Annotated in this window: 19 protein-coding genes; 8 read left to right on the forward strand and 11 right to left on the reverse strand. The window is 65.2% G+C overall.

Features of this window, described 5'->3' with window-relative positions; genetic code table 11:
• Positions 1-123: 123 nt before the first annotated feature.
• The 7 genes from XH85_RS17445 to XH85_RS17475 form a co-directional block, all read right to left on the reverse strand.
• Positions 124-1,572, reverse strand: coding sequence for an aldehyde dehydrogenase family protein (locus tag XH85_RS17445; protein WP_128932781.1), 1,449 nt, complete (start codon positions 1,570-1,572; stop codon positions 124-126).
• A gap of 77 nt (positions 1,573-1,649) precedes the next feature.
• Positions 1,650-2,993 (reverse strand): glucarate dehydratase, encoded by a 1,344-nt coding sequence (gene gudD / locus XH85_RS17450; RefSeq protein ID WP_128932782.1) that lies wholly within the window; start codon positions 2,991-2,993, stop codon positions 1,650-1,652.
• A 25-nt stretch (positions 2,994-3,018) separates the two neighbouring features.
• Positions 3,019-3,963, reverse strand: a complete 945-nt coding sequence (kdgD, locus tag XH85_RS17455) for a 5-dehydro-4-deoxyglucarate dehydratase (RefSeq protein ID WP_128932783.1) — start codon at positions 3,961-3,963, stop codon at positions 3,019-3,021.
• Positions 3,964-4,086: 123 nt separating this feature from the next.
• Positions 4,087-4,992: a LysR family transcriptional regulator gene (locus tag XH85_RS17460; RefSeq protein ID WP_128932784.1), complete on the reverse strand. Its 906-nt coding sequence runs from the start codon at positions 4,990-4,992 to the stop codon at positions 4,087-4,089.
• 121 nt (positions 4,993-5,113) lie between these two features.
• Complete coding sequence (locus XH85_RS17465) at positions 5,114-6,466, reverse strand: MFS transporter (protein ID WP_164940520.1); 1,353 nt, start codon at positions 6,464-6,466, stop codon at positions 5,114-5,116.
• Between the two features lie 268 nt (positions 6,467-6,734).
• Positions 6,735-8,687 carry an SGNH/GDSL hydrolase family protein gene (locus XH85_RS17470; RefSeq protein ID WP_128932786.1) on the reverse strand — a complete coding sequence of 651 codons (1,953 nt, stop codon included), beginning with the start codon at positions 8,685-8,687 and terminating at the stop codon, positions 6,735-6,737.
• 91 nt (positions 8,688-8,778) lie between these two features.
• Positions 8,779-9,861 (reverse strand): lysylphosphatidylglycerol synthase transmembrane domain-containing protein, encoded by a 1,083-nt coding sequence (locus tag XH85_RS17475; RefSeq protein WP_128932787.1) that lies wholly within the window; start codon positions 9,859-9,861, stop codon positions 8,779-8,781.
• Between the two features lie 427 nt (positions 9,862-10,288).
• Here XH85_RS17475 and XH85_RS17480 point away from each other — a divergent pair, with 427 nt between their 5' ends.
• The 3 genes from XH85_RS17480 (at position 10,289) to XH85_RS17495 (ending at position 15,008) form a co-directional block, all read left to right on the forward strand.
• Positions 10,289-10,795: a YciE/YciF ferroxidase family protein gene (locus XH85_RS17480; RefSeq protein WP_128932788.1), complete on the forward strand. Its 507-nt coding sequence runs from the start codon at positions 10,289-10,291 to the stop codon at positions 10,793-10,795.
• Positions 10,796-11,086: 291 nt separating this feature from the next.
• Entirely contained in the window at positions 11,087-12,496 is a 1,410-nt protein-coding gene (locus XH85_RS17490; protein WP_128932790.1) for an MFS transporter, read from the forward strand.
• A gap of 112 nt (positions 12,497-12,608) precedes the next feature.
• On the forward strand, positions 12,609-15,008 hold the full coding sequence (locus tag XH85_RS17495) for a bifunctional diguanylate cyclase/phosphodiesterase (RefSeq protein ID WP_128932791.1): 2,400 nt from the start codon (positions 12,609-12,611) through the stop codon (positions 15,006-15,008).
• Between the two features lie 4 nt (positions 15,009-15,012).
• On the opposite strand, the gene XH85_RS17500 is transcribed toward XH85_RS17495, so the two are convergent.
• Positions 15,013-15,447: a hypothetical protein gene (locus XH85_RS17500; protein WP_128932792.1), complete on the reverse strand. Its 435-nt coding sequence runs from the start codon at positions 15,445-15,447 to the stop codon at positions 15,013-15,015.
• 79 nt (positions 15,448-15,526) lie between these two features.
• On the opposite strand from XH85_RS17500, the gene XH85_RS17505 reads away from it, so the two are divergent.
• On the forward strand, positions 15,527-16,108 hold the full coding sequence (locus XH85_RS17505; RefSeq protein ID WP_128932793.1) for a hypothetical protein: 582 nt from the start codon (positions 15,527-15,529) through the stop codon (positions 16,106-16,108).
• An 8-nt stretch (positions 16,109-16,116) separates the two neighbouring features.
• On the opposite strand, the gene XH85_RS17510 is transcribed toward XH85_RS17505, so the two are convergent.
• Positions 16,117-17,460 carry an aminotransferase-like domain-containing protein gene (locus XH85_RS17510; protein ID WP_164940521.1) on the reverse strand — a complete coding sequence of 448 codons (1,344 nt, stop codon included), beginning with the start codon at positions 17,458-17,460 and terminating at the stop codon, positions 16,117-16,119.
• A 252-nt stretch (positions 17,461-17,712) separates the two neighbouring features.
• Between XH85_RS17510 and XH85_RS17515 the strand changes: the two genes are divergently transcribed.
• Positions 17,713-17,883, forward strand: a complete 171-nt coding sequence (locus XH85_RS17515; RefSeq protein ID WP_245473645.1) for a DUF1127 domain-containing protein — start codon at positions 17,713-17,715, stop codon at positions 17,881-17,883.
• A gap of 982 nt (positions 17,884-18,865) precedes the next feature.
• On the opposite strand, the gene XH85_RS17530 is transcribed toward XH85_RS17515, so the two are convergent.
• Both XH85_RS17530 and XH85_RS17535 read right to left on the reverse strand, forming a co-directional pair.
• Complete coding sequence (locus tag XH85_RS17530; RefSeq protein ID WP_027577099.1) at positions 18,866-19,291, reverse strand: universal stress protein; 426 nt, start codon at positions 19,289-19,291, stop codon at positions 18,866-18,868.
• 69 nt (positions 19,292-19,360) lie between these two features.
• Complete coding sequence (locus XH85_RS17535; RefSeq protein WP_128932797.1) at positions 19,361-19,897, reverse strand: SixA phosphatase family protein; 537 nt, start codon at positions 19,895-19,897, stop codon at positions 19,361-19,363.
• Between the two features lie 93 nt (positions 19,898-19,990).
• On the opposite strand from XH85_RS17535, the gene XH85_RS17540 reads away from it, so the two are divergent.
• The 3 genes from XH85_RS17540 (at position 19,991) to XH85_RS17550 (ending at position 24,552) form a co-directional block, all read left to right on the forward strand.
• Positions 19,991-21,448, forward strand: a complete 1,458-nt coding sequence (locus XH85_RS17540; protein WP_128932798.1) for an NAD(P)/FAD-dependent oxidoreductase — start codon at positions 19,991-19,993, stop codon at positions 21,446-21,448.
• 89 nt (positions 21,449-21,537) lie between these two features.
• A complete protein-coding gene (gene msrB / locus XH85_RS17545; RefSeq protein WP_128932799.1) occupies positions 21,538-22,050 on the forward strand; it encodes a peptide-methionine (R)-S-oxide reductase MsrB in 513 nt (170 codons plus the stop codon).
• Between the two features lie 234 nt (positions 22,051-22,284).
• Positions 22,285-24,552 carry a flagellar hook-basal body complex protein gene (locus tag XH85_RS17550; RefSeq protein ID WP_128932800.1) on the forward strand — a complete coding sequence of 756 codons (2,268 nt, stop codon included), beginning with the start codon at positions 22,285-22,287 and terminating at the stop codon, positions 24,550-24,552.
• Positions 24,553-24,575 lie beyond the last annotated feature (23 nt).

The raw sequence follows: 24,575 nt of genomic DNA on the forward strand, positions 1-24,575 counted from the left end.
TCAGAGACTGAATCGTAGGGTGGGCAAAGGCGCAACGCGCCGTGCCCACCATGCTTCACACCGAAGATAAGCGGTGGGCACGCTTCGCTTTGCCCACCCTACGATATCTACGATATCGGCCTATCAACCCGGATTGGTATAGGCCGTCTTCACCGCAGTGTAGAATTCGCGGGCATAGGAGCCCTGCTCGCGGGCGCCGTAGCTCGAACCCTTCCGGCCGCCGAACGGCACGTGATAATCGACACCGGCGGTCGGCAGATTGACCATCACCATGCCGGACTCGCTGTTGCGCTTATAGTGCGAGGCGTATTTCAGGCTGGTGGTGCAAATGCCGGAGGCGAGACCGAACTCGGTGTCGTTGGAGATCGCCAGCGCCTCTTCGTAGTTCTTGGCGCGGATCACGGCAGCGACGGGGCCGAAGATTTCCTCACGCGCGATGCGCATGTTGTTGTTGACTTCGGTGAACAGCGCCGGCTGGAGGTAGTGGCCGGGCGTTTCGCGCTTGAGCAGCTCGCCGCCCCACGCAAGCTTGGCACCCTCGTCCTGGCCGATCTTGATGTAGCGCAGGTCCTGGTCGAGCTGGCTCTGGTCGACCACCGGGCCGATATGCACGCCGGCCTTGAGTGCGTCGTCCACCGACAGGCCCTTCAGGCGTTCGGCCATCGCCGCGACGAAGCGGTCATGGATGCCTTCGGTAACGATCAGGCGCGACGAGGCGGTGCAGCGCTGGCCGGTGGAGAAATAGGCGCCGTTGACGGCGACCTCGACGGCGGTCTTGAGGTCGGCGTCGTCGAGCACGACCAGCGGATTCTTGCCGCCCATCTCGAGCTGGAATTTCTTCATCGGGTTCGACAGCACGCAGGCCTGCGCGATCTTGCGGCCGGTCTGCACCGAACCGGTGAAGGAGATCGCCGCCACATCCGGGTGGTCGAGCAGGGTCTGGCCGACCACGGAGCCGGAGCCGACCACGAGGTTGAACACGCCGGCGGGAATACCGGAGCGGGTGATGATCTCGGCGAGCGCATGGCCAGAGCCGGGCACCAGCTCAGCCGGCTTGAACACCACGGTGTTGCCGTAGCAAAGCGCGGGCGCGATCTTCCAAGCGGGGATTGCGATCGGGAAATTCCAGGGCGTGATCATGCCGACAACGCCCACCGGCTCACGGGTGAGCTCGACGTCGAGGCCGGGACGCACCGAGGCGCCCTTCTCGCCGATCAGGCGCAGCGCTTCACCGGCGAAGAACGCGAAGATCTGGCCGGCGCGGGCGACCTCGCCGATGCCTTCCGGCAACGTCTTGCCTTCCTCGCGGGCGAGCAGGCGGCCGAGCTCTTCCTTGCGGGCGAGGATTTCGAGAGAAACCTTGTTCAGCGCGTCATAGCGCTCCTGCGGCGTCGAGCGCGCCCAGGTGGGGAAGGCGGCCTTGGCGGCGGCGATCGCCTTCTCGGTCTGCGCCTTGTCGGCCTTGGCATATTCACCGACGAGGTCGTTGGTGTTGGAGGGGTTGATGTTCCTGGTGACGCCGGAGCCGTCGACCCATTCGCCGCCGATGAAGTTCTTCAGGATTGCCGTCATGTATTCCTCCTTGTTCAAGGGGCATGATCCTATCGGAAAACCGGTGTCCACTTTTCCGGGATCATGCCTGAAGTTTCTTAGCGCACGAGGCAGGGACGCTTGTCGTCGAAGGTCCAGCCGGGGATCAGGTCCTGCATGGCAATAGCGTCATCACGGGCGCCAAGTCCATGCTGCTTGTAGAGGTCATGCGCGGCGTCGACGGCCGCCCTGTCGATTTCGATACCCAGGCCCGGCCTATCGGGAACGGCAATCTTGCCGCCCTTGATCTGAAGCGGCTCCTTGGTGAGCGCCTGGCCGTCCTGCCAGATCCAGTGGGTGTCGATCGCGGTCACCTTGCCGGGTGCAGCGGCGCCGACATGGGTGAACATGGCCAGCGAAATGTCGAAATGGTTGTTGGAGTGCGAGCCCCAGGTCAGGCCGTTGTCGCGGCAGGTCTGGGCGACGCGGACCGAGCCTTGCATGGTCCAGAAATGGGGATCGGCCAGCGGAATATCCACCGCACCGAGACGCAGCGCATGGGAAAGCTGCCGCCAGTCGGTGGCGATCATGTTGGTCGCGGTCGGCAAGCCCGTGGCCCGGCGGAACTCGGCCATGATCTCGCGGCCGGAGAAGCCGGCCTCGGCGCCGCAGGGGTCCTCGGCGTAGGCGAGGATGCCGTGCATGTCCTCGCAAAGCCTGACAGCCTCATCGAGCGACCAGGCGCCGTTCGGGTCGAGCGTCACGCGCGCGTTGGGGAAGCGCTTGGCAATCGCGGTGACGGCCTCGATCTCCTGCTCGCCGCGGAGCACGCCGCCCTTGAGCTTGAAATCGGCGAAGCCGTAATGGTCGTGGGTGGCTTCCGCGAGCCGCACCACGGTCTCGGGCGTCATCGCCTCCTGATGGCGGAGGTTGAACCACTCGGCCTTGCCGGTCTCGCCGTTGACATAGTCGAGCTTGGATTTACGGCGGTCTCCAACGAAGAAGAGATAGCCGAGCGTCTCGACGCTCTTGCGCTGCTGGCCTTCGCCGAGCAGCGCCGCGACCGGCAGGTTGAGATGTTGGCCGAGCAAATCGAGCAGCGCGGATTCGATCGCCGTGACCGCGTGGATCATGACGCGCAGGTCAAACGTCTGCTTGCCGCGGCCGTCGGCATCGCGGTCGGCGAAGGCGGTCCGGATATCGGCGAGGATGTTGTTCATCGCGCCGACGGTCTTGCCGATCACGAGATCGCGGGCGTCCTGCAGCGTCTGCCAGATCTTTTGTCCGCCCGGCACCTCACCGACGCCGGTGTGACCGGAATTGTCGGTGAGGATGACGATGTTGCGGGTGAAGAACGGCGCATGCGCGCCGCTCAAATTGAGGAGCATGCTGTCGCGGCCCGCGACCGGGATCACCTGCATCGCCGTGACGACCGGTGCGCCAGAGATCTCCATCTGGGCCATCGCACGCTCCTCCTGTTGTCGTCCGTTATTCTGCCGCCTGTTGTGTCGAACGGATGGCGGGCAGATTCTTCACCAGCGCGGTCAGTTCCGCCATCTCCTGCTCGGTGAGATCGGTGAGCGGCGGACGGACCGGACCGGAATCGCGGCCGATCACTTTCATGCCGGCCTTGATGATCGAGACCGCATAGCCCTTCTTGCGGTTGCGGATCGCGATCAGCGGCAGGATGAAGTTCTTCAGGCCGGCATGGATCGTCTCATGGTCGCGCTTGCGCACGGCGGCGTAGAAGTTGGTGGCGAATTCCGGCACGAAGTTGAACACGGCCGAGGAATAGGTCGTCACGCCCATGTCGAGATAAGGCAGCGCGAAGGTCTCCGCGGTCGGCAGGCCGCCGATATAGGTCAGGCGGTCGCCGAGCTTGGTGTAGACGCGGGTCATCAGCTCGATGTCGCCGATGCCGTCCTTGTAGCCGACGAGGTTCGGGCAGCGCTCGGCGAGACGCGCGAGCGTGTCGGGCTGGAGGATGGCGTTGTCGCGGTTGTAGACGATCACGCCGATCTTCACGGCGGCGCAGATCGCCTCGACATGGGCGGCGAGGCCCTCCTGCTCGGAATGGGTGAGATAGGGCGGCAGCAGCAGCAGGCCATCGGCGCCGGCCTTCTCGGCGCCAATGGCGATCTCGCGGGCGATCGCGGTGCCGTAGCCGGTGCCGGCGAGCACGGGCACGCGGCCCTTGGTCTCCTCGACGGCGATCTTGACGACTTGCGGAACCTCGGTCGGCGTCAGCGAGAAGAACTCGCCGGTGCCGCCGGCGGCGAACAGGCCGGCGACGTCATAGCCGCACAGCCAATCCATGTTGGCGCGGTAGGTCGCCTCGTCGAAGGAGTAGTCAGCCCTGAACGGCGTGACGGGGAAGGACAGGAGGCCCGATCCGATCTTCTGGGCCATTTCCTGCGGGGTCATCTTGCTCATGGGCGCGGCTCCCTTCTTGCGTGTTGTGGAGGACGCAAGCCTGCGCGTCCATGCGCCGGTGTTTAGGAGACCGTTCGATGCGCGTCCAAGCCAAAGCCTATATCGACTGATGCAGATTGAGTATCAATCCTCCGCCACCTCCACCGAGGACAATTCACCAGCGATTTTGACGAGGGCCGAGAGTAACGGATTCTCGTCGTCGCGGCGCCAGACCATGAAGAGCTCGACGGGAACGCGCGTACGCAGCTTCAGCGGCCGCAGCCGCACGTCGGCGATCTTCAGGCTTGCCGCCGCCGCCGGCACGATGGCGAGGCCGAGGCCGGCACGCACCATGGCGAGGATCGAGTGGATCTGGCTGAGATGCTGGACGTAGCGCGGCAGCACGTCGGCGCGGGTGAACAGCGCCACCAGCAGATCGTGGAAGTAGCGGCTCTCATAGGGCGAATACATCACGAAGGGCTGGTCGTCGAAATCCTTGATGGTGATGGTCTCCGCATTCGCCAACGGATGCTTCTTCGGGATCGCCGCGAGCAGGGGCTCGGCGACGACGCGGCGGCTGGCAAGCTCGGGCCGCGCGATCGGCGGCCTGAGCAGGCCGGCGTCGATCTGGCCCGAGGTCAGCGCCTCGAACTGGTCGCCCGACACCATCTCCTTCAGTGAGAAGTCCACCTCCGGCAGCTTGGCGCGGCAGGCGGCGACGAGCTCAGGCAGGAAGCCGTAAGCCGCGGCGGCCGTGAAGCCGATCTTCAGCGAGCCGGTCTTGCCGAGCGCGATGCGGCGGGCGACTTGCGAGGCGCTTTCCGCAAGCTTGAGGATGCGCCGTGCCTCCGGCAGGAAGCTGCGCCCCGCAGGCGTCAGGCGCACCGAGCGGCTGGTGCGCTCCAGAAGCGGCGCATCGATGATGTGCTCGAGCACCTGGATCTGCCGGGACAGTGGCGGCTGCGTCATGTTCAGCCGCGCGGCGGCGCGGCCGAAATGCAGTTCCTCCGCCACCGTGACGAAACAGCGGAGCTGGTTGAGGTCGAACATCGATACATGCCTTAGATGGATAAGGCGTTTCCCCGGCACTTCTAGCATCGATCACCCCCAAAACAAAGACGGCGGCTGGGAAGCCGCCGTTGAGTTGCCTGGTCAAGCTCCCATGGAGCCCTCAGGAGGAACTTTTGAGCGTCACCCGCTCGATCTTGCCGACGACCACGAGATAGGCGAACGCCGCCACCAGCGCGTTGAGGCCGACGAACACCAGTGCGCCGTTGAACGAGCCGGTCGCGGCCAGGATGTAGCCGATCACGATCGGCGTGGTGATCGAGGAGAGATTGCCGAAGGTGTTGAACAGGCCACCGGAGACGCCGCCGGCTTCCTTCGGCGAGGTGTCGGAGACGACCGCCCAGCCGAGCGCGCCGATGCCCTTGCCGAAGAAGGCGAGCGCCATGAAGCCGACCACGAGCGCCTGTCCGTCGACATAGTTGCAGGCGATGATCGACATCGACAGCAGCATGCCGCCGACGATCGGCATCTTGCGCGCCATGGTCAGCGAGCCCGTCCTGCGCAAGATGGCGTCGGAGATGATGCCGCCGAGCACGCCGCCGATGAAGCCGCACAGCGCAGGCAGCGTCGCGACGAAGCCGGCTTGCAGGATCGACAGGCCGCGCTCCTTGACGAGGTAGACCGGAAACCACGTCAGGAAGAAATAGGTCAGCGTGTTGATGCAGTACTGGCCGAGATAGACGCCGAGCATCATGCGGTTGGAGAGCAACTGGCGGATGTGGTCCCAGCCGGAGCCGGCCCCGGGGGCACGCTCGCGCAGCAGATCGTCCTTGGGCGCGTCGAGATCGACCAGCGCGCCGCCTTCCTTGATGTAGTCGAACTCGGCGTCGTTGATCGAAGGGTGCTCCTTCGGGCCATAGATGCTCTTGATCCAGACCAGGCCCATGACGATGCCGAGCGCGCCCATCACGAAGAACACGAAGCGCCAGCCATAGGCGTGCGCGATCCAACCCATCAGCGGCGCGAAAATCACCGTCGCGAAATACTGTCCCGAGTTGAAGAACGCCGACGCGGTGCCGCGCTCATTGCCGGGAAACCAGGCGGCGACGATGCGGGCGTTAGCGGGGAAGGAGGGCGCTTCGGCGATGCCGACCAGGAAGCGAAGTGCGAACAGCACAAGAACGGCGGTGCCGGCGCTGAAGAAGCCGACCCAGCCCTGCATCATCGTGAAGATCGACCAGACGATGATGCTGAAGGCATAGACGAGGCGCGAGCCGTAGCGGTCGAGCAGCCAGCCGCCCGGCACCTGTGCGATCACATAGGACCAGCCGAACGCCGAGAAGATGTAACCCATGGCGACGGGATCGAGGTGCAGCTCCTTGGAGAGCGCGGGGCCTGCAATCGACAGCGTGGCGCGGTCGGCATAGTTGACGGTGGTGACCAGGAACAACATGGTCACGATGAACAGCCTGACGCGAGACCTCTTCACGTCCGCTGCGGACACCACTGCGCTCATCACGCGCCTCCTTAGAACTCGAACATTTCCTCAAGGCGACTCCTAGAGGCGCGCGCGGCAAAGTGTCCAAGTTCAAGGCAGTATCGATCGATGCCGTTTTTGGATTGATGGAACGGCGGGTGAGGGGAACGATCGTGAGGGCGGCGAGATGCTAACTCCAAGCTCGTCATTGCGAGCGCAGCGAAGCAATCCAGAATCTTTTCCGGAAGGACTCTGGATTGCTTCGCTGCGCTCGCAATGACGGCGAGGAGAGAGTTGATCTTCGCTTCTACTGCCGCGCACTCGGTAGCAACTGTGGCAGAAATCCGCGCGTCACATCCGGCGGAGCGGCGTCGAGGCCGAGCACGGCGCTCGCGGCGGGCAGTGCGGCATCCGCCATCGCAGCGTGGCCCTCGGCGCTTGGATGCACGGCACCGCCATAGACGGCGGAGAGCACGCCCCAGGTCGCGTCGTGGATGTCCGTCGGCTGGCTCGCGGCCGGCAATCCTTGCGGATAGGTCATCGCGGCAAAATAGCTGTCGTTGGCGTCGCGGATCCAGCGTGCGCGCGGCAGATAGGCGCGGTATTCCGAAGCGCCGCGCCCGCACAGCATCGGCTGGCTCGCCGCCGTCACGATGTCGGGATTGAAGCTCTGGCCGTTCTCGGCAAAGCAGGTGCGGTCGAATTCGGGATCGTTGCCCGAATGAGCGCAGAAGCCGTGATCGGCGAACGCCGCCTGATGCGTGTCGACGAAGGTCATGCGATCGGCTTCGGGATCCCGGCAGAGCGCGCCGCGGGTGCAGGTGGCGAGCCCTTTCAGCTGCGGCAGGAATTCGGTGTCGACGAAGGTCGAGACGCGGGCCAGGCGCTGCGGATCGGCGTTGAAGGACGGATGGATGTCGAAGCCAGCGCGGCCGCCGCGGCAGGGCACGCCGCCATCGGCGAGCGCCGGGTTGGCGTAGGAGACGTAGACCACGTGCGAGAGATCGCCGCCGACCAGCGGCTTCAGCGCCTCGCGGAGCTTGACGAAATTCTGCGGCAGCTCGCGCGCCAACGCATCGCGGGAATCGTCGACGCTCGCCATCACGCCGGAGCGACGGAACAGCGCGCGCTCGGTCGCGGTGTCGACGATGACGTCGGCGACGAGACCGGAAAAATAGACGTCGTTGGCGCCGACCGACAACAGCACGAGATCGAGCGTGCGGTCGGGCTGGCGCTTCTTCGCCGCGGTGAGCGCTTCGCGCAGCTCGGCGACTTGCGCGTTCACGCTGGTGTTGCAGACGCCGGTCTTGCCCGGCGGACACTCGCGGGCGCGCTGCGAGCCGAGCAGTCCGTCGCCGATGCTGGCGCCGGTGCAGGCGAGCGGCAGGAACGTCACGGCGATGTGGGTGTAACGCACCGCGAGCGCCAGCGCGGTGCGGGCCTGATAGCTGTAGAGCGAGCGGTGGCAGGGCGCGTTGAACCACAGCGCACTGTAGCGTTGCCAGTTGGCGAGCGTATCCGGCGCCTCGCAGGCGCGGCCACCCTTGAAGCCGTGGCGGCTCGGCCGGTAGTACTGCGCGCCGGCGGTACCGAGATAGGAGCGGAAGCAAAAACCTTCGTCCGACAGCGCCAGCGGCCGGTCCGGATTGCCTTCGCCGGAGGCGATGCTGTCTCCTAAGCCGGCGACGAAGATGTCGCGGACCTGGATCTCGGCCTGGACCCGCTGGGTCGGATCGGAGCCGGAGGAGACGTCGACGGTCGCGACCGTCTGCTTGCCGTAGCGGACGCGCAAATTGACCGGCTCGGCGCAGTCGAAGGTCGAGGCTTGCGGCCCGTCGCCATCGTCGAACGACCAGGCGCAGGTGGCGCCGACCGGCACTGCGCCGACGAGGCGCACGGTGACGGGATGGTCGATCGGGGTGAGGTAGTTCTCCTTGACGTTGTCGCGGGTGCAGGGCTGGTTGACCCGGCCCTGGAGGTCGATGCAGAGCCGGTTGACCATGTTGCGGGCCCAGCCGCGGCCCTCGCTCTGAAGCTCCAGCGACTGCTCGGCGGCCAGGATGCTGCGGTTACGCGCATTCTCGACATGGAGCAGGAAATCGCGCTCCTCGCGGAACAGGCGGAAGCGGTTGCGCACCTCCCAACTGATCTGCATGGCGCCGGCGTCCTGCGCGGCGGCGCGCTCGAGCGGCAAGGCGGATAGAATCCCGGCAAGCAGCAGGGCGCCTGCGGAGAGGATGCGAAAGGGAAGAGGAACCATGGTCCGCGTGTTCAACGGCAAAGTTGGGGCGGAAATAAGAGAGGATTGCTGTCCCGCCCGCAACCTTAGTCTGACGCTCCTGCTGACCCGTCTATCGCTTGCCGGCCTGCCGCAGCGTCCGCTCGCGCTCCATCGCGGCCACCTGCTGGGGCAGGTTGGCCTGGGCGCAGGCCTCCGCCAGCCGTCGCCGCTCCTGCCACGGCGCGACCACGTTCATCCAGAGTTCGCGCGCGCCCATGATGGAGATGGCGAGACCGAACGGGATCACGAAATAGAGAAGGCGGAACACCAGCAGCGTCGCCAGAAGCTGCTCGCGGCCGAATTCGGGCAGCGCTAACAGCATGGCGGCATCGAACACGCCGATCGAGCCGGGCGCGTGGCTGGCAAAGCCGAGAAGCGTCGCCAGGATGAACACCACGGCGAGCGACATGAAGTCGATTGGCGGATTGGCCGGCATCAGCAAGTACATCGCCGTGGCGCAGAAGCCGAGATCGACCACGCCGATCAGGATCTGCACCAGCGTCAGCGGCGTCGAGGGCAGCACCACCTTCCAACCCTTCTGGCCGAGCTCGCGCCGCTTCTCGCCCATGCAAAGCCAGACCAAATAAGAACCGATCGAGGCGAGGCCGCCGAGCGCGATCAGCCGGTTGATCGACGACGGCAGCTGATCCATCGCGGACGCCGCATCCGGATGGATGGCCATGCCGATCGAGAGCACGAAGATGTTACCGAGCCAGAAGGTCAGGCCCGACAGGAAGCAGATCTTCGCGACGTCGATCGCGTTCAAGCCGTAATCCGAATAGATCCGGAAACGGATCGCGCCGCCGGTGAAGACGGTGGCGCCGATGTTGTGGCCGATCGAATAGGACGTGAAGCTGGAGAGCGCCGCGATGCGATAGGGCACGTGCTTCTTGCCGATCGTTCGCAGTGCAAAAAAGTCGTAGAAAGTCAGGGTGCAGAACGCGAAGAAGACGCAGATCGCCGCCAGCCCGATACTTCCGCGGGGAATCTCGGTCAACGCCGTCAGGATGACCCCGGTATCGATGCCCTTGAGGGTCCGCACCAGCGTGGTGACCGCGAAGGCGATGATGCAGACGCTCGCGGCAATGCCGAGCCGTCGCCAGCCGATCCATTTATTGAAGCCGCGTCTCAGCGCGGGCAGCAGTCCGTGCATTCATCCTCCCGGCGGGGGGCAAGACCGATCCAGCCAGGTATTGGCAAGTCGGGTACGATGACGGCCAAAGATAGGCGTCGATCGGTTGGCATGATCCAGCTCATTTAAGGAAAAAACAGCGGCTTGTGCAGCCCTTGACAACAATAGGTTCTGCGTTGGACCGGCCACTTTTGTCATATGTGGTTCACATCTGACGCGCGTTAAGCATATGAGTCGCGAAACGCGGTTCGGACGGCGCATTCATGTTCAAGAGGATGGTTTCAAATCCTGCCGCCATCCGCGTTGTTCCAGCGCAAAGCGATGGGCGTTTTGGAACGTCGATACCGCGCGCTCGTTGGGCCCCATCAGCAGCCGAACATGGCGGAATAATGGGGCCTTTCGTGCAGGCCGATACCGCCGTGTTCCCGAAACCGAGAGGACCGGAACGATGGGACTGTTCACAAAAGACATCAAAACCATGAACGACCTGTTCGTGCACCAGCTCCAGGACATCTATTACGCCGAGCAGCAGCTCACCAAGGCGCTGCCGAAGATGGCAAGCAAGGCCACCGATCCGCAGCTGAAACAGGGCTTTTTGACGCACCTCGATGAAACCAAGCAGCATGTCACGCGTCTCGAGGAGGTGTTCAAGATGCACGGCATCGCCGTGAAGGCGGTCGACTGCCCGGCCATCGACGGCATCATCGAGGAAGCCGACGAGACAGCCGGCGAGGTTGCCGACAAGGCCGTGCTCGATGCTGCGCTGATCAATGCGGCCCAAGCCGCTGAGCATTACGAGATCGCCCGCTACGGCAGCCTGATCGCCTGGGCCAAGCAACTCGGCCGTAACGACTGCGCGGCGGTGCTTGCCAAGACACTCGAGGAAGAGAAGGCGACCGACAGGAAGCTGACCACACTCGCCGAGAGCAAGGTAAATCTGCGCGCGGCGAGCTGATGAAGGTGGTAGTCAACGAAGCGCCGCGCGATGGTTCGCGCGGCGCTTCTGCTTCTTCACTTCCGCTGTTGTCCTCCGCGAAGGCGGGGCATCCAGTACGCCGCGGCGCCGATTGGGTTTCATAAATTCCGTTGCGGAGTCCTGGATCGCCCGATCAAGTCGGGTGATGACACCGCGGATATCGCGGGCTTTGCGCGGACACTACCTCACGTCCATCCTTCGTCCATTATCGAAACATGATAGCGGGCTGGATGGGTATATTTCGCATGGGGCTGCAATCGAGGTGGCAGCATGCGAGCAAGCACCATCAAATATCAAACCTTGGACAATGCGCGCGCCGCGTCGCGCAGCGGCTCGCATCTTGCAACCTCCCTCACGCTTGCCGCGATGAGCCTCGGCTACGGCGTGGTGCAGCTCGACGTCACCATCGTCAACACCGCGCTCGATGCAATGGGCAGGGCGCTCGGCGGCGGCGTTGCCGAGTTGCAATGGGTGGTCAGCGCCTACACCATCGCGTTTGCCGCTTTCATCCTGACGGCCGGCGCGCTGGGCGACCGGATCGGCGCCAAGCGCGTCTTCATGGCGGGGTTCGCCATCTTCACCGCGGCCTCGCTCGCCTGCGCGCTGTCGCCCAATGCGGTCGTGCTGATCGCAGCACGGCTGGTTCAGGGCCTGGCGGCGGCGATCCTGGTGCCGAATTCTCTTGCGCTGCTCAATCATGCCTATGCGGACGACCGCGAGCGTGGTCGCGCCGTTGCGGTCTGGGCCGCCGGAGCAAGCCTTGCGCTCACCGCCGGCCCCTTTATCGGCGGCGCGCTGATCACGCTGGTCGGCTGGCGCGCGATCTTCCTGGTCAATCTGCCGATCGGGCTCGCCGGCCTGTGGCTGAGCTGGCGTTACGCCAGCGAGACCACGCGGGCGCGCTCGCGCGAGATCGATCTGCCCGGCCAGCTGGCCGCGATCGGTGCGCTGGGCACGCTCGCCGGTGCAATCATCGAAGGCGGGGCGCTCGGCTGGGACCATCCAGCCGTGATCGCAGCCTTTGTCGGAGCCGCCGTTCTCGCCGTGCTCTTCGTTTGGCGCGAGAGTCGCGCGGCGCAGCCGATGCTGCCGCTGTCGTTGTTCGGCCACCGGCTGTTCACGCTGACCTCGCTCGTGGGGCTGCTGGTGAACATCGCGATCTACGGCCTGATCTTCGTGCTCAGCCTGTATTTCCAGAGGATCAACGGGCTGTCGGCGTGGTGGACCGGGCTTGCCTTCGTGCCGATGATGGCGGCGGTGCTGCCGGTCAATCTGCTGGCGCCGCGTCTTTCCGAGCGCATCGGCCCGTGTCCGACCATCGTCGTCGGCGCCTGCATCTCGGCACTCGGCTGTCTCGGCCTGCTCTGGATCGAAGCCGGGACCAGCTATTGGACGATCTGCGCGCAGACGATCGCGATCAGCGGCGGGCTCGGCCTCCTGGTGCCGCCGCTGACGTCGACGCTGCTCGGCAGCGTCGAGAAGGCGCGTTCGGGCATCGCGGCCGGCGTCCTGAACGCGACGCGGCAGACCGGCAGCGTGCTCGGCGTTGCTCTGTTTGGTTCCTTGGTGGCGTCGGACCGTGCGTTCATGACGGGGCTGTATTTGTCGCTCGTTGTTTCGGCGGCCGTCTTGCTGATCGCCGCCGGCGTGATCGGAATCGGTGCGCCGGCGCGAGGATGAACAATGTGAGCGAACGCACACATCTCCTATTCACCATTCCCCGAACAGGTTTGTAGCCAGTTACCGATCATCCATCTCTGTCGGGTCAAGTGCCGGTTGATAGGGGCCGGCAATGTATCAAGTTCTCTTTTGTCTTACCGACGAGCACGATTGGCGACTGGTCGCGCTTGGCGGCGCAGTGTGTCTGCTCGCCAGCGCGGCGGCGATCAGCTTGTTTCAGCGCGCACGCGCGACGCACGGCCCCGCGCGTCTGGCCTGGATCGCCCTGGATGCCGCCGTCAGCGGATGCGGCATCTGGGCGACGCATTTCATCGCGATGCTCGCCTACGGGCCGGGCGGCGCCGGCGCCTACAACATCCCAGTGACGCTCCTCTCCTTGATCCTTGCGATCTCCGTGAACTTCGTGGGGCTAAGCATCGCGGTATCGTCCTCGCGCCCGGTGTGGATCGCCCTTGGCGGCGCGATCGTGGGCAGTGGTGTAGCCGCGATGCATTACACCGGTATGGCGGCGCTGGAGATACCGGCACGGGTGGACTGGATCGGAAGCACGGTCGCCGCCTCGGTGCTGTTCGGAATCGTCTTTGCCGCCTTCGCATTGTTCATCGCCGCGCGGCGCGACGACCTCTCCCATGCACTGACGGCGACCACGCTGCTGACGGTCGCCATCGTCGCGCATCATTTCACCGCGATGGGCGCGGTGCTGCTGACGCCGGATCCGACGCGCGCGATCAGCGGGCTTTCCATCCCGCCGGCCTCGCTGTCCTTCCTCACCGCCAGCGCCGCGGTCGCCATCATCGCGATTGCGCTCGTAGCCGCGCTGCTCGACCGCCGCGCCAAGGGCGTACTGGGGCGCCAGCAGATTGTGCTGGACAGCGCGCTCGAGAACATGTCGCAGGGACTGTGCATGTTCGACGCGGACGGCAAGATCATCCTGTTCAACGAGCGCTATGCCGCGATGCTTCGTCGTACCGACATCCTGCTCACCGGCCGCCTTCTGGTCGACGTGCTCAGGGAAGAGCAGGCCAAGGGCCAGTGGCAGGGCGACGCGGATGAATTCTTCGCTCGCCTCGTCGCCGACGCGCGCGAGGGCCGCACCACGACTGACGTCGTCAACCGGTTCGGCCGCTCCATCCGCGTCGTCAATCAGCCGATGCAGGGCGGCGGCTGGGTCGCGACCTTCGAGGACATCACCGAATGGCTGGAGGCGCAGGCCAAGATCTCGCACATGGCGCGCCATGACGCACTGACCAGCCTGCCGAACCGCGTGCTGTTCCACGAACAGCTCGAGCAGGGACTGCGCCGGACCAAGTCGGGCGACCAGCTCGCTGTGCTTTGTCTCGATCTCGATCACTTCAAGGACATCAACGACTCGCTCGGCCATCCCATCGGCGATGCGCTGCTGAAGGAGGTCGGCCGCAGGCTGAAGATGACCGTCGGCGAACACGATACCGTGGCGCGGCTCGGCGGTGACGAGTTCGCGGTGGTCCAGATCGGACGTTCCGAGGAAACCGCTGCGAGGTCCCTTGCCGGGCGCCTCGTCGAGGTGATCTCGGCGCCCTACGAGATCGACGACCATCAGATCGTGATCGGAGTCTCGATCGGCATCGCGCTGGCGCCGCAGGACGGCAACAATCCGGACGAACTCCTGAAGAACGCGGACCTCGCGCTCTACCGCGCCAAGGCGGACGGCCGCGGCACCTATCGCTTCTTCGAGACCGGCATGGATGCCCGCGCGCAGGCGCGGCGCCTGTTGGAAATGGATCTGCGCGCGGCGCTGCAACGTGACGAGTTCGAGGTGTACTATCAGCCGATCCGTGACGTCGCGAGCGGCCGTGTCGTCGCCTTCGAGGCGCTGCTGCGTTGGAATCACCCGCAGCGCGGGCTGATCGCACCGATCAGCTTCATCCCGCTGGCCGAGGAAACCGGACTGATCGTTCAGCTCGGCGAGTTCGTGCTGCGTTCCGCCTGCACCGACGCGGCGACCTGGCCCGACGATGTCGACGTCGCCGTCAATCTCTCGCCGGTGCAGTTCAAGAGTCCGAACCTGATCGCATCGGTGACCGAGGCGCTGGCCGCCTCGGGACTCGATGCGCGCCGCCTCGAGCTCGAGATCACCGAATCGGTGCTGCTTCAGAACAGCGAGGCGACGCTGACGACCCTGCACGAGTTGCGCGCCATGGGCGTGCGGATCTCGCTCGACGATTTCGGCACCGGCTATTCGTCGCTGAGTTATTTGCGCAGCTTCCCGTTCGACAAGATTAAGATCGACCGCTCGTTCGTGTCGGAGCTGGCGACGCGCGAGGATTCCATGGCGATCATCCGCGCAGTGACCGGCCTCGGCCGCAGCCTCGGTATCGTCACGACTGCGGAAGGCGTCGAGAACGACGCGCAGCTCGAGCTGCTCCGGCGCGAAGGCTGCACCCAGGCGCAGGGCTATCTGTTCAGCAAGCCGCGGCCTGCTTCCGATGTGGCGATGATGCTGGACGGCCCGCGGCTACGCGCGTCGGCTTGATGGTCTAGCCGCGGCGCAGTGCGAAATGCGCGCCGCAAAATGCCATCACGGCGCCGAGACACAGCGCAGCGAGCCCGGTCAGCACGCTCGAGACGGTCGGGATCGGGGTCGGTGCCGAGGCCACCTGGCCCGCGCCCGCAAGCAGCAGCACGCCGACCGCGATCAGGAATTGGCGCATCCGTTGCGGGATCTGTCCGGAAATCGCGCTCTGCATCATGGTCGCCGTGAAATAGCCGCCGGAAAAGCCGACGGTCGCGATCAGCCACCAGGCGATTGCCGCGCCGGCCGGGATGAACTCATGCGCGTCGGAGCGCCAGAGGCCGCCGAGGTCGAGCCCGTAGCGCGCGCCCAGCATGTGCACCGCGAGCGCGAGCAGCACGCCGGAGATCATTGCAGCGCCGAGAATCAGGCGGCGCGGAAAAAAGGTCGTCTCAGCCATGCCCCGCTTGTAGGATGGGCGAGGGCGGTCGCGCAAGCGGATCGCGAACCGGATCGCGCGGACGGGATTGATTGTCGAGATGCAGGTTTCGGATGCTGGGGCAGTCACGAGCTATGCCTACAAGGCGTCGCTGATCGGCTCGGCACATCGCTTCGAGCTGACGGAGCAGGGGCTGTCCTGGCACGTCGCCGGGCGCTCCGCGGTGTGGCGCTATGACGAGATCAGCGCGATTCGGCTGTCGTTTCGCCCGGTGTCGATGCAGCAGCACCGCTTTCGTGCCGACGTCAGCCACGCCAGCGGTGGGCGTATCGCGATCCTGTCGACGAGCTGGCAGACCGCGGCGCTGATGGCGCCGCAGGACAGCGGCTTTCGCGCTTTTCTCGTCGCGCTGCATGAGCGGATGGCGAAGGCGGGGAGCCGGGCGACGCTGAGCGCGGGCCTCGGCCGCAAGACCTATGCGGCGGTGCTGGCTTTCCTGGCGGTGCTGACGGTGGCGATGGCGGGTCTGTTGATCCGCGCGCTGATGATCGGCGAGTTCGCCGGCGCGCTGTTCATCCTCGGCTTTGCCGCCCTGTTCGCCTGGCAGGTCGGCGGCTTCGTGTGGCGCAACCAGCCGCGGAGCTACAGCTTCGATCAACTGCCCCGGTCCTTGCTGCCATAGACCGATCGCTACTCCGTCGAGTCGAGATCCTCTTCCTTGGTGCCGAGCAGCGACACGATCGTGCGCAGGCCGGAATCGAGCTGTTCGGGCGACGGCGGAGCGAGCGCGAGCCGCACCGCATTCGGTGCATGACCATGCGCGATTGCGAAGGTCGAGGACGGCGTCAGCGCGATGCCGCGCCGGGCCGCCGCCGCGACGAAGGTCTGCGAACGCCAATGCGGCGGCAGTGTCAGCCAGAGATGGTATGAGCGCGGGTCGGCGGCGAGTTGGTAGCCCGCCAAAAGCCTTGCCGCGGTCTGCTGGCGGCGCGCGGCGTCAATGCGCTTCAGCCGCGTCAGCTCGGCGACGGTGCCGTCGGCCATCAGCCGCTGCCCGGATGCGAGCGCGTGGCCGGAGGCGATCCAGCCACCGGTGCGGACCGCGCTCATCACGCTTTCGCGTAAGTGAGGCGGTGTGACGAGGATGCCGAGCGCGAGGCCCGGCGCGACCTTCTTGGACAGGCTGTCGATCACGATGCAGCGGTCCGGACCGAGTGCGGCGAGCGGCGTGTCGTCGGCGAGGAAGCCGTAGACGGTGTCCTCGATAATGGTGAGATCGAGCTTTTCGGCAACCCGCATGATGTCGGCGCGCCGCGTCGCGTTCATGGTGACGCCGAGCGGGTTCTGGATGATGGGCTGGAGATACAGCGCCGACAGGTGCGCCTCGCGATGCGCCTTCTGGATCGCGTCGGGGCGCGCGCCGTGCTCGTCCATGGGAAGCGGGACCAGCGTCACGCCGAGCCGCGCGGCGATGCTCTTGATGTAAGGATAGGTCAGCGCCTCGACGCCGCAGCGGCCGCCGGTGGGAACGAGTGCTGCGAGCGCGGCCGCGAGTGATTGCTTGCCGTTGGCGGTGAAGACGATCTGCTCGGCCTGTGGCGTAAAATCCTTGCGCGAGAGATAGGCGGCGGCCGCAACACGCGCGCTCTTGGTGCCGGTGCTGGTCGAGACGCGCAGCGCGGATTCGAGCGCATCGACGCGCTCGAGCCCCGCAAGGCTCTTGGCGATCATCGCCCATTGCTGCGGCAGCAGCGGGTAATTGACTTCAAAGTTGATGCGCGCGTCGGCCGGCTCGCTGATCGTCTCGACCTCGCGCCTGATGTCGCCGGAGATGAAGGTGCCGCGGCCGACCTCGCCGACCACGAGTCCGCGGCGGAGCAATTCCGTGTAAACCCGGCTCGCGGTCGAGACCGCGATACCGCGGTCATAGGCAAAATTGCGCTGCGGCGGCAGCCGGTCGCCGGGCCTTAACGTGCCGTTAGCGATGTCGACGGCAATGGCATCGGCAAGCTTCACGTACTCGAACTTGGACATTATTGCACCGAGAGCAATGTTTTCCTTGCTCCGAGCAATGTACTGGAGCATTTAGGTTCCATCAAGTTCCGCGATTGAGCCGAGGAGAGCGAGAGCAATCCGACGGCAAATGAGGTGCAAGCGCTCGAAGCGTCTGCGCCAACGGCATCGGATTCGCCGCGCGGGACGACAGGCCGGAGAAGAACAATGACCACGATCTCGCAAACTGCCGGGCAGAGTTTACGCCCATCCCCATCGAGCGGATTTTTCAGCATGCTCGCTGGCGCCGTCTACGCGCTGTTCGATCGCTTGGAGCGCCGCTCCGCCGTCAAGACGCTGAACGAGCTCGACGACCGCGCCCTGCGCGACATCGGGATCACGCGCAGCCAGATCGAGGACGCGGTCTACGGCCAGTTCAAGGCCGAGCTGACGCGGTATTTGTGAGGCAATGATAATGGCGGAGGGTGGCTGACCCCTTCGCGTGTCCCGGACGCGCTGCAGCGTTTACGCTGCTGCGCGGAACCGGGACCCAGCAAGCCAAGCATTCGCTGCCGCATGGGCCCCGGCTCTGCAGCGCACCGCTGAAGAAGCGCCGCGCTGCGTCCGGGGCATGAGAGCGGAGTTTGTCGCGCAACTGTTTCAACATCGTCATTGCGAGCGCAGCGAAGCAATCCAGAATCCCTCGGCGGAAAGACTCTGGATTGCTTCGTCGCAAGCGCTCCTCGCAATGACGGAATATGTGGATGGCACTGTCCTTCCTCTAACGTACATTTCAATCGCAGACACACCCTCGCATCCTCGCGGCTTGTTCGCCCGAGCTTTGCTTCGTCGCCTTGCCTTCAATGCAAGAGGGCGCAGGGAAGACCGGGAGCCGGTTGGCTCCTATGGACCGCCATGCCAAGAGCAGATTGCGTGTGCTTCAATGCATAGCGGGAAACAGGGCAACCGGAAGCATCCCGGCCTTCCCTGCGCAGTGGTTGGAACGGCTTATGTCGCGCTCTCCCCGGGGAGCGATGCACTATTGCCCCCGTCGGCTTGCGGATCGCTGATGCTGCGAACCCGGTCGGGCCGCCTCATCACCGCCAGACTTGGCGCACAGAACCCGGACGCCAGGACCACACGATTTGGCCGTACGCGAACCGCACCTGTCGTTGGCGTGACGCTTTCGCTCACGGTTGCCCGCCCTGCGAAGCCTTTCGCGCCGGTATGGTCAACGTCCACCGCCGCCCGACCTGCGTTCGCGACGATCGCGATACGCCCCTCTTCCTCGGGCCGGGTTGCGGCGACACATACGCCGTTTCCGAATTTCGGTAAAGCGGAATATTTTGGATGGTAGGCATTGACCGACAGTTGGGGTGTTTTGCCCGACAGGGCGACGCAAGGTCTTGTAGCCCGAGCAATAGGCGGACGGCGTTTGCTGCAACCCTCAGTGCCTGACCACCAGCACTGAGCATTTGGCATAGCGCACGACGTGTCCGGCGTTGGAGCCGAGGAAATAGGTGCGCATCGCTGGCCGGTGCGAGGTCATTACGATCAGGTCGGCTTTCATGTGCGCCGCTTCTTCCAGGATCTCGTGATAGATGCCGCCCTGGCGCACCACGCTGGAGATACGGGAGGGCTCGATCCCGGACTCGCGCGCGACGATGGCGAGGGCCTCCTCCGAGGTCTGGCGCTGCTGCTCGTCGAAATCGGCCGGCACGTATTCGGCCAGCATCACCGGCGTCATCGGCAGCACGTTGAGCAGGCGTACCGTGCCGCTCCAGGTCTGAGACAACGTCGCCGCGGTTGCGATCGCCGGCTTGGCGAGATCGGTGTCGGCGAGGTCGATGGGCACGAGGATGGACTTGAACATCTGCGCCTCCAGTCTTCCAGTCAGCACCTCTTAAGCTGAATCAACCGGTCGAGACCGCGCCCGCGCGTCTCATCCTGATCGAAGCAGCTTGGGGCTGACGAATAGCACCAGTTTGCCGCGGCGGTAGGCCACGTCACCCCAATCCTTGACGTCAAAGTCGAAGATCGCAAGCCCCGCTGTGGGCAGGTTGTGGCCGAGTGCCCTGGCTCCGGCCGGGTCGCCGCCGCCCGTCAGCATCAGCGCGACCTCGTGCATGCCGGGATTGTGGCCGATCAGCAGCAATCGCTTCGGGTCGGCCGGCGCGGTTGCAGTGCGAATGGCTTCCAGGATCTGCGCGGGATCGGCGCCATAGAGTTCCGGCAGGACCTCGACCTGCGGCGCCGCGACGCGGTCCTTCATTGCCTTCCAGGCGATGTCCCAGGTCTGTCGGGCCCGGACGGCATGCGACACCAGCACGGTATCGGGGAAGGGCGGATGGGCGGCGATCCAGTCGCCCATCTGCGCAGCATCCCTGTGGCCACGGTCGTCGAGGCGGCGATCCTGGTCACGGCCGCTCGGCGCGTCGGTCTCGGTCTTGGCGTGACGCAGCAGCATCAAACGGCGCATGGCATTCTCGAATCGTTACGCATCCAGGATAATCTACAGGCGCGGGTTGAGGACAAGGTGACAAGCGCCCGATCGGTCCTTTAAGAAAACGACATGAATGAGACCTTCACAGGCGTGCCCAAAGACGAAGCCGGCTTTCACGAGCGGGAGCGGCTGTCGTTCGATCTCGATGCCGACATTTGCGTGATCGGGGCGGGGCTTGCCGGCCTTTCCATCGCGCTGGAGGCGGCCCGGTTCGGGGCCAGCGTCGCGGTGCTCGAGGGCCGCCATGTCGGCTGGAATGCCTCCGGCAATCAGCTTGGCACCGTGATGCCGGGCTTTGCACTGCCGCTCACCGACCTGATCGAGCGCATCGGCTTCGAGGATGCGCACGAATTGTGGACGCTGTCGAAGGAGGGCGCCGAGTTCGTCCGCGCCAACGCCACGGAAGAGAACATGCCGGGGATCGGCCTCAGCGAGGGCGTGCTGGAAGTCTCCAATGTCGATGCCGGCGACCGGCTGATCAGCCGGTTGCAGATGCTGAGCGAGGATTTCGACACCGAGGTCGAGGGCTGGCAGGTCGATCGCGTCCGCGCGGTGCTCAAGACCGACCGCTATTTCCACGGCATCCATTATCCCCGCGCGTTCCAGGTCGACGGCCGCAAATATGTGCATGGCCTTGCGACGCTGGCGCGGCGGGCGGGCGCCCGCATCTTCGAGGACACGCCGGTCGTCAGCATCGATCATTCGGGCATCCGCAAGCGCATCGTCACGCCCTCGGCGCGGCTGCGCGCGACGCATATCGTGCTCGCCGGCAACATCCATCTCGGCGCGCCCTTGCGGCGCCTGTCGGAGACGCTGCTCCCGGTCTGGCGCTATGCCGGGATCACCGCGCCGCTCGGCGAGCGTGTGCATGAGATCGTCGCCTTCAAGGGATCGGTGCTGGATTCCGACGGCATCGACCATTTCCGTATCGTCGACGGCGACCGGCTGATGTGGGAGAGCCCGGAGACCACCTGGGCGGCACGTCCGCAACGCTTCGCCGGCGCCATCAAGCGACGGATCCGCACGATCTTTCCCCAGCTCGGCAATGTCGAGATCACCGATACGTTCGGCGGCGCCACCGGCCAGACCGTGCACGGCATGCCGCAGATCGGCCAGCTACGCAAAGGCCTGTGGGTGGCGAGCGGGTTCGGCCGCCAGGGCATGAACATTTCGGCCATGGCCGGACAGATGATTGCGCGCAGCATCCTCCGGGGCGACGAGCGCTGGCGCCTGTTTTCGCCATTCGAGCTGGTCTGGGCGGGAGGCATGACCGGACGGGTCGCGGGCCAGCTGGTCGGGATCTGGGGCAGGGCGAGCTCCGCCGCCGCCGGCTCGCTCGCCCGCTACCGAGAGCGGGCGCGGGTCAAGGACAGGGAACGCGAGGCCCGCCTTGCCGAAGCCAACCGGGCGGCCGGCACTGGTCCGCGCCGTCCGCCGCCCGGTGTCCGGCCACGGCCGGCCCCCCCGCCACGAGCTGCGGCCCAGAACGCGGAACCGGCCTCGCACGAGGACATTGTCTCGCAATAGACCCGAGAAAATTTCCGCCCGGAAGTGTAACGTCAGCCGCAAGAAGCCCGTATCTCAGGGCGTGGACACGCTCCCGCACGGAGAATGAGATGTTTGATCGCCGCATCCTGCTATCGACTGCCGTCGGCCTGTTCGGCCTTTCGGCCTTCCGCTGGCTGAGGGCATCCCCGGCCGAGGCTAGTGAGAAGGCCGCGGAAAAGTTCGAAATCACGAAGACGGAGGCCGAATGGCGTGCCCAGCTCACGCCGCAGCAATATGAGATCCTGCGCAATCACGGCACCGAGCGGCCGGGCTCCAGCCCGCTGCTGAAGGAGCATCGCAAGGGCATCTTCGCCTGCGCCGGCTGCGACCTGCCGCTGTTTGCGTCCGAGACCAAGTTCGAGAGCGGCACCGGCTGGCCGAGCTTCTATGCGCCGATCGAGGGCAATGTCGGCAAGACGGAGGACCGTGCCTACGGCATGGTCCGCACCGAAGTGCATTGCCGCCGCTGTGGCGGCCATCTTGGCCACGTCTTCGACGACGGTCCGAAGCCGACCGGCTTGCGCTACTGCATCGACGGTTTTGGATTGGTTTTCCATCCCGCGGCGACGTCGGCGACGTAGGCTCTTGGTTGACGCGTCTTCTTCGCGCGAGCTTGTGACGCGTCGCTCGAAAACGTCATGACGTCCCGGCAATTGTTGCCGGCCCGGCAATTGTGCCCCGGTCATCCAACCGGGGCATGTCTATTTAAGTCGTTGATTTCCTGAACATACCCGCATTGGCATGGCCTTTGCGACTGTCTCTCCCGATTGCGGCCACGGGTCGGCGCCGCCGAGATCGGATTTGGAGACAAAGTTATGGGTATCTTCGATGCAATGAACACCTCGGTGGGTGGCTTGCAGGCGCAGTCCTACGCGCTGCAGAACATTTCCGGCAACATCGCGAACTCATCCACCACCGGTTACAAGGGCATCGGCACCAGCTTCGTCGATCTCATTCCCGACGCCTCGGTCCCGAGCAAGCAGGTCGCGGGCGGCGTGACGGCCAACGCGAAGGCCACGATCACCACCCAAGGCACGATCTCGTCCTCCACCGTCGCCACCAACATGGCGATCACCGGCGACGGCTTCTTCTCGATCCAGAAGGCGACCGGCGTCGTCGACAACGTGCCGGTGTTCAACGGCGTCACCTATTACACCCGTCGCGGCGACTTCCAGCTCAACGCCAACGGCAATCTGGTCAATGGCGCCGGCTATTATCTGATGGGCACCACGGTCGACCCCAAGACCGGCAACCCGACCGGCAACGTGGCGACGGTCCTGAAATTCCAGAACAACTTCATCCCGGCCCAGGCGACCACCTCGATCCAGTACGCGGCGAACCTGCCGAGCGTGCCGAACACGGCGGCGAGCTCGACCGCGGCGAGCGGCACGCTGCTGGCGGCCGGCGGCCTTAACCCGTCGGATTTCGCCGCCAACCCGCTGATCGTCGGCACGCCGCCGCCGCCCTATACGAATGCGACGATCTCCGGCGCAGCGGCGACCGGCAATCTGCGCTCGGCCTATACGGCGACGACCGCGACCGGCACGGTGGCGCTGCTGGATAGCGCTTCGGCGGCGGCAACTGGCGGCACGTCTCTCGATTCCACCGTGTCCCCGCATCTCAACACCAGCCTTCTCACCAACCTGTCCGGCAAGTCGCTGACGGTCAACGGCCAGACCATCAACTTCGACGCCACCGTTTCTGGCGCTTCGACGGTCGGCAGCGTCACCACGATCGGCCTGCTCTCGCCTACCGGCGCAAAGATCTCGGACATCCTGAATGCGATCACCCTGGGCGCCGGCGGCGCCCCCGCCACCGCGACAATGAACGCCAGCGGTAACATCCAGATCACGACCAGCACCACGGCCGACGTCACGATCGGCGGCACTGCGGCAAGCTTGCTCGGGGTCAGCAGCGTGACACGCGGCGGTAACGTGCTGTCCACCCCCGCGATTACGAGTGGTACACAGCTCGGCGGCACCGCGACGCCCGGCGGTCCGGAAGTCCTCTCGACGCCCTTCGTGGTCGGCAACACGATCCAGGTCAACGGCACGGCACCCGCCAATACGATCACCTTCGTGGCCTCCGGTGCTGTCGCTCCGAACCAGATCAACATCACCGACGACATCGCGACCTTGCTTCAAAGGATCGACACGCTCAGCGGTGCGAGCGGTTCTTCGATCAGCAATGGCGTGATCACCCTGAATACCGGTATCGCCAATCCCACCTTGACGGTGACCAGCAACAACAGCAGCGCCTTCGCCGCGCTCGGCTTCACGTCATCCATTTCCAAGAACCGTGGCGGTGGCGGCACTGCCGGTACGGGCGGCGTGATCGGCAACGACATCGCTACCTTCACCAAGGAATCGATCAGCGGCGGCGCGGTCACCGCTTACAACGCCGCGGGCACACCGGTGAACCTGCAGCTGCGTTGGGCCAAGACCGACAGCGCCTCGCTGGGCACCGGCCATTCCGACACCTGGAACCTGTTCTACCAGACCGATCCGAATGCGACCGGCACGACGGTCGGCTGGGTCAATACCGGGCAGGCTTTCACCTTCGCCGCCGACGGCTCGCTGACCTCGCCGAGCGGCTCGGGCATCACCATCAACAATGTCAGCGTCAGTGGTCAGTCGCTCGGCTCGGTCGCCTTCAACATCTCCCAGGGCGGTCTGACGCAATACGCCAGCACCAGCGGCGCGGTGACCATCAACACCATCACCCAGAACGGCTACGCCGCGGGTCAGCTCCGCTCCGTCGCCGTCAACAACAACGGCCTCGTGGTCGGCACCTTCTCCAACGGCCAGAACCTCGACCTCGCGCAGGTCTCGCTGTCGCACTTCAACGGCACCAATTATTTGAAGGCGCTCGATGGCGGCGCCTATGCCGCGACCGAGCAGTCGGGACCTGCGATCGACGGCGCTTCGGGCACCATCAGCGGCTCGTCGCTGGAAGGCTCGAACACCGACATCGCCGACGAATTCACCAAGCTGATCGTGACCCAGCAGGCCTATTCGGCCAACACCAAGGTGATCACGACCGCGAATTCGATGGTGCAGGATCTCCTGAACGTGTTGCGCTGATCGGCGCGTGACGTAACCAAAGG

The organism is Bradyrhizobium zhanjiangense, from assembly GCF_004114935.1.
Classification (GTDB): Bacteria; Pseudomonadota; Alphaproteobacteria; order Rhizobiales; family Xanthobacteraceae; genus Bradyrhizobium; species Bradyrhizobium zhanjiangense.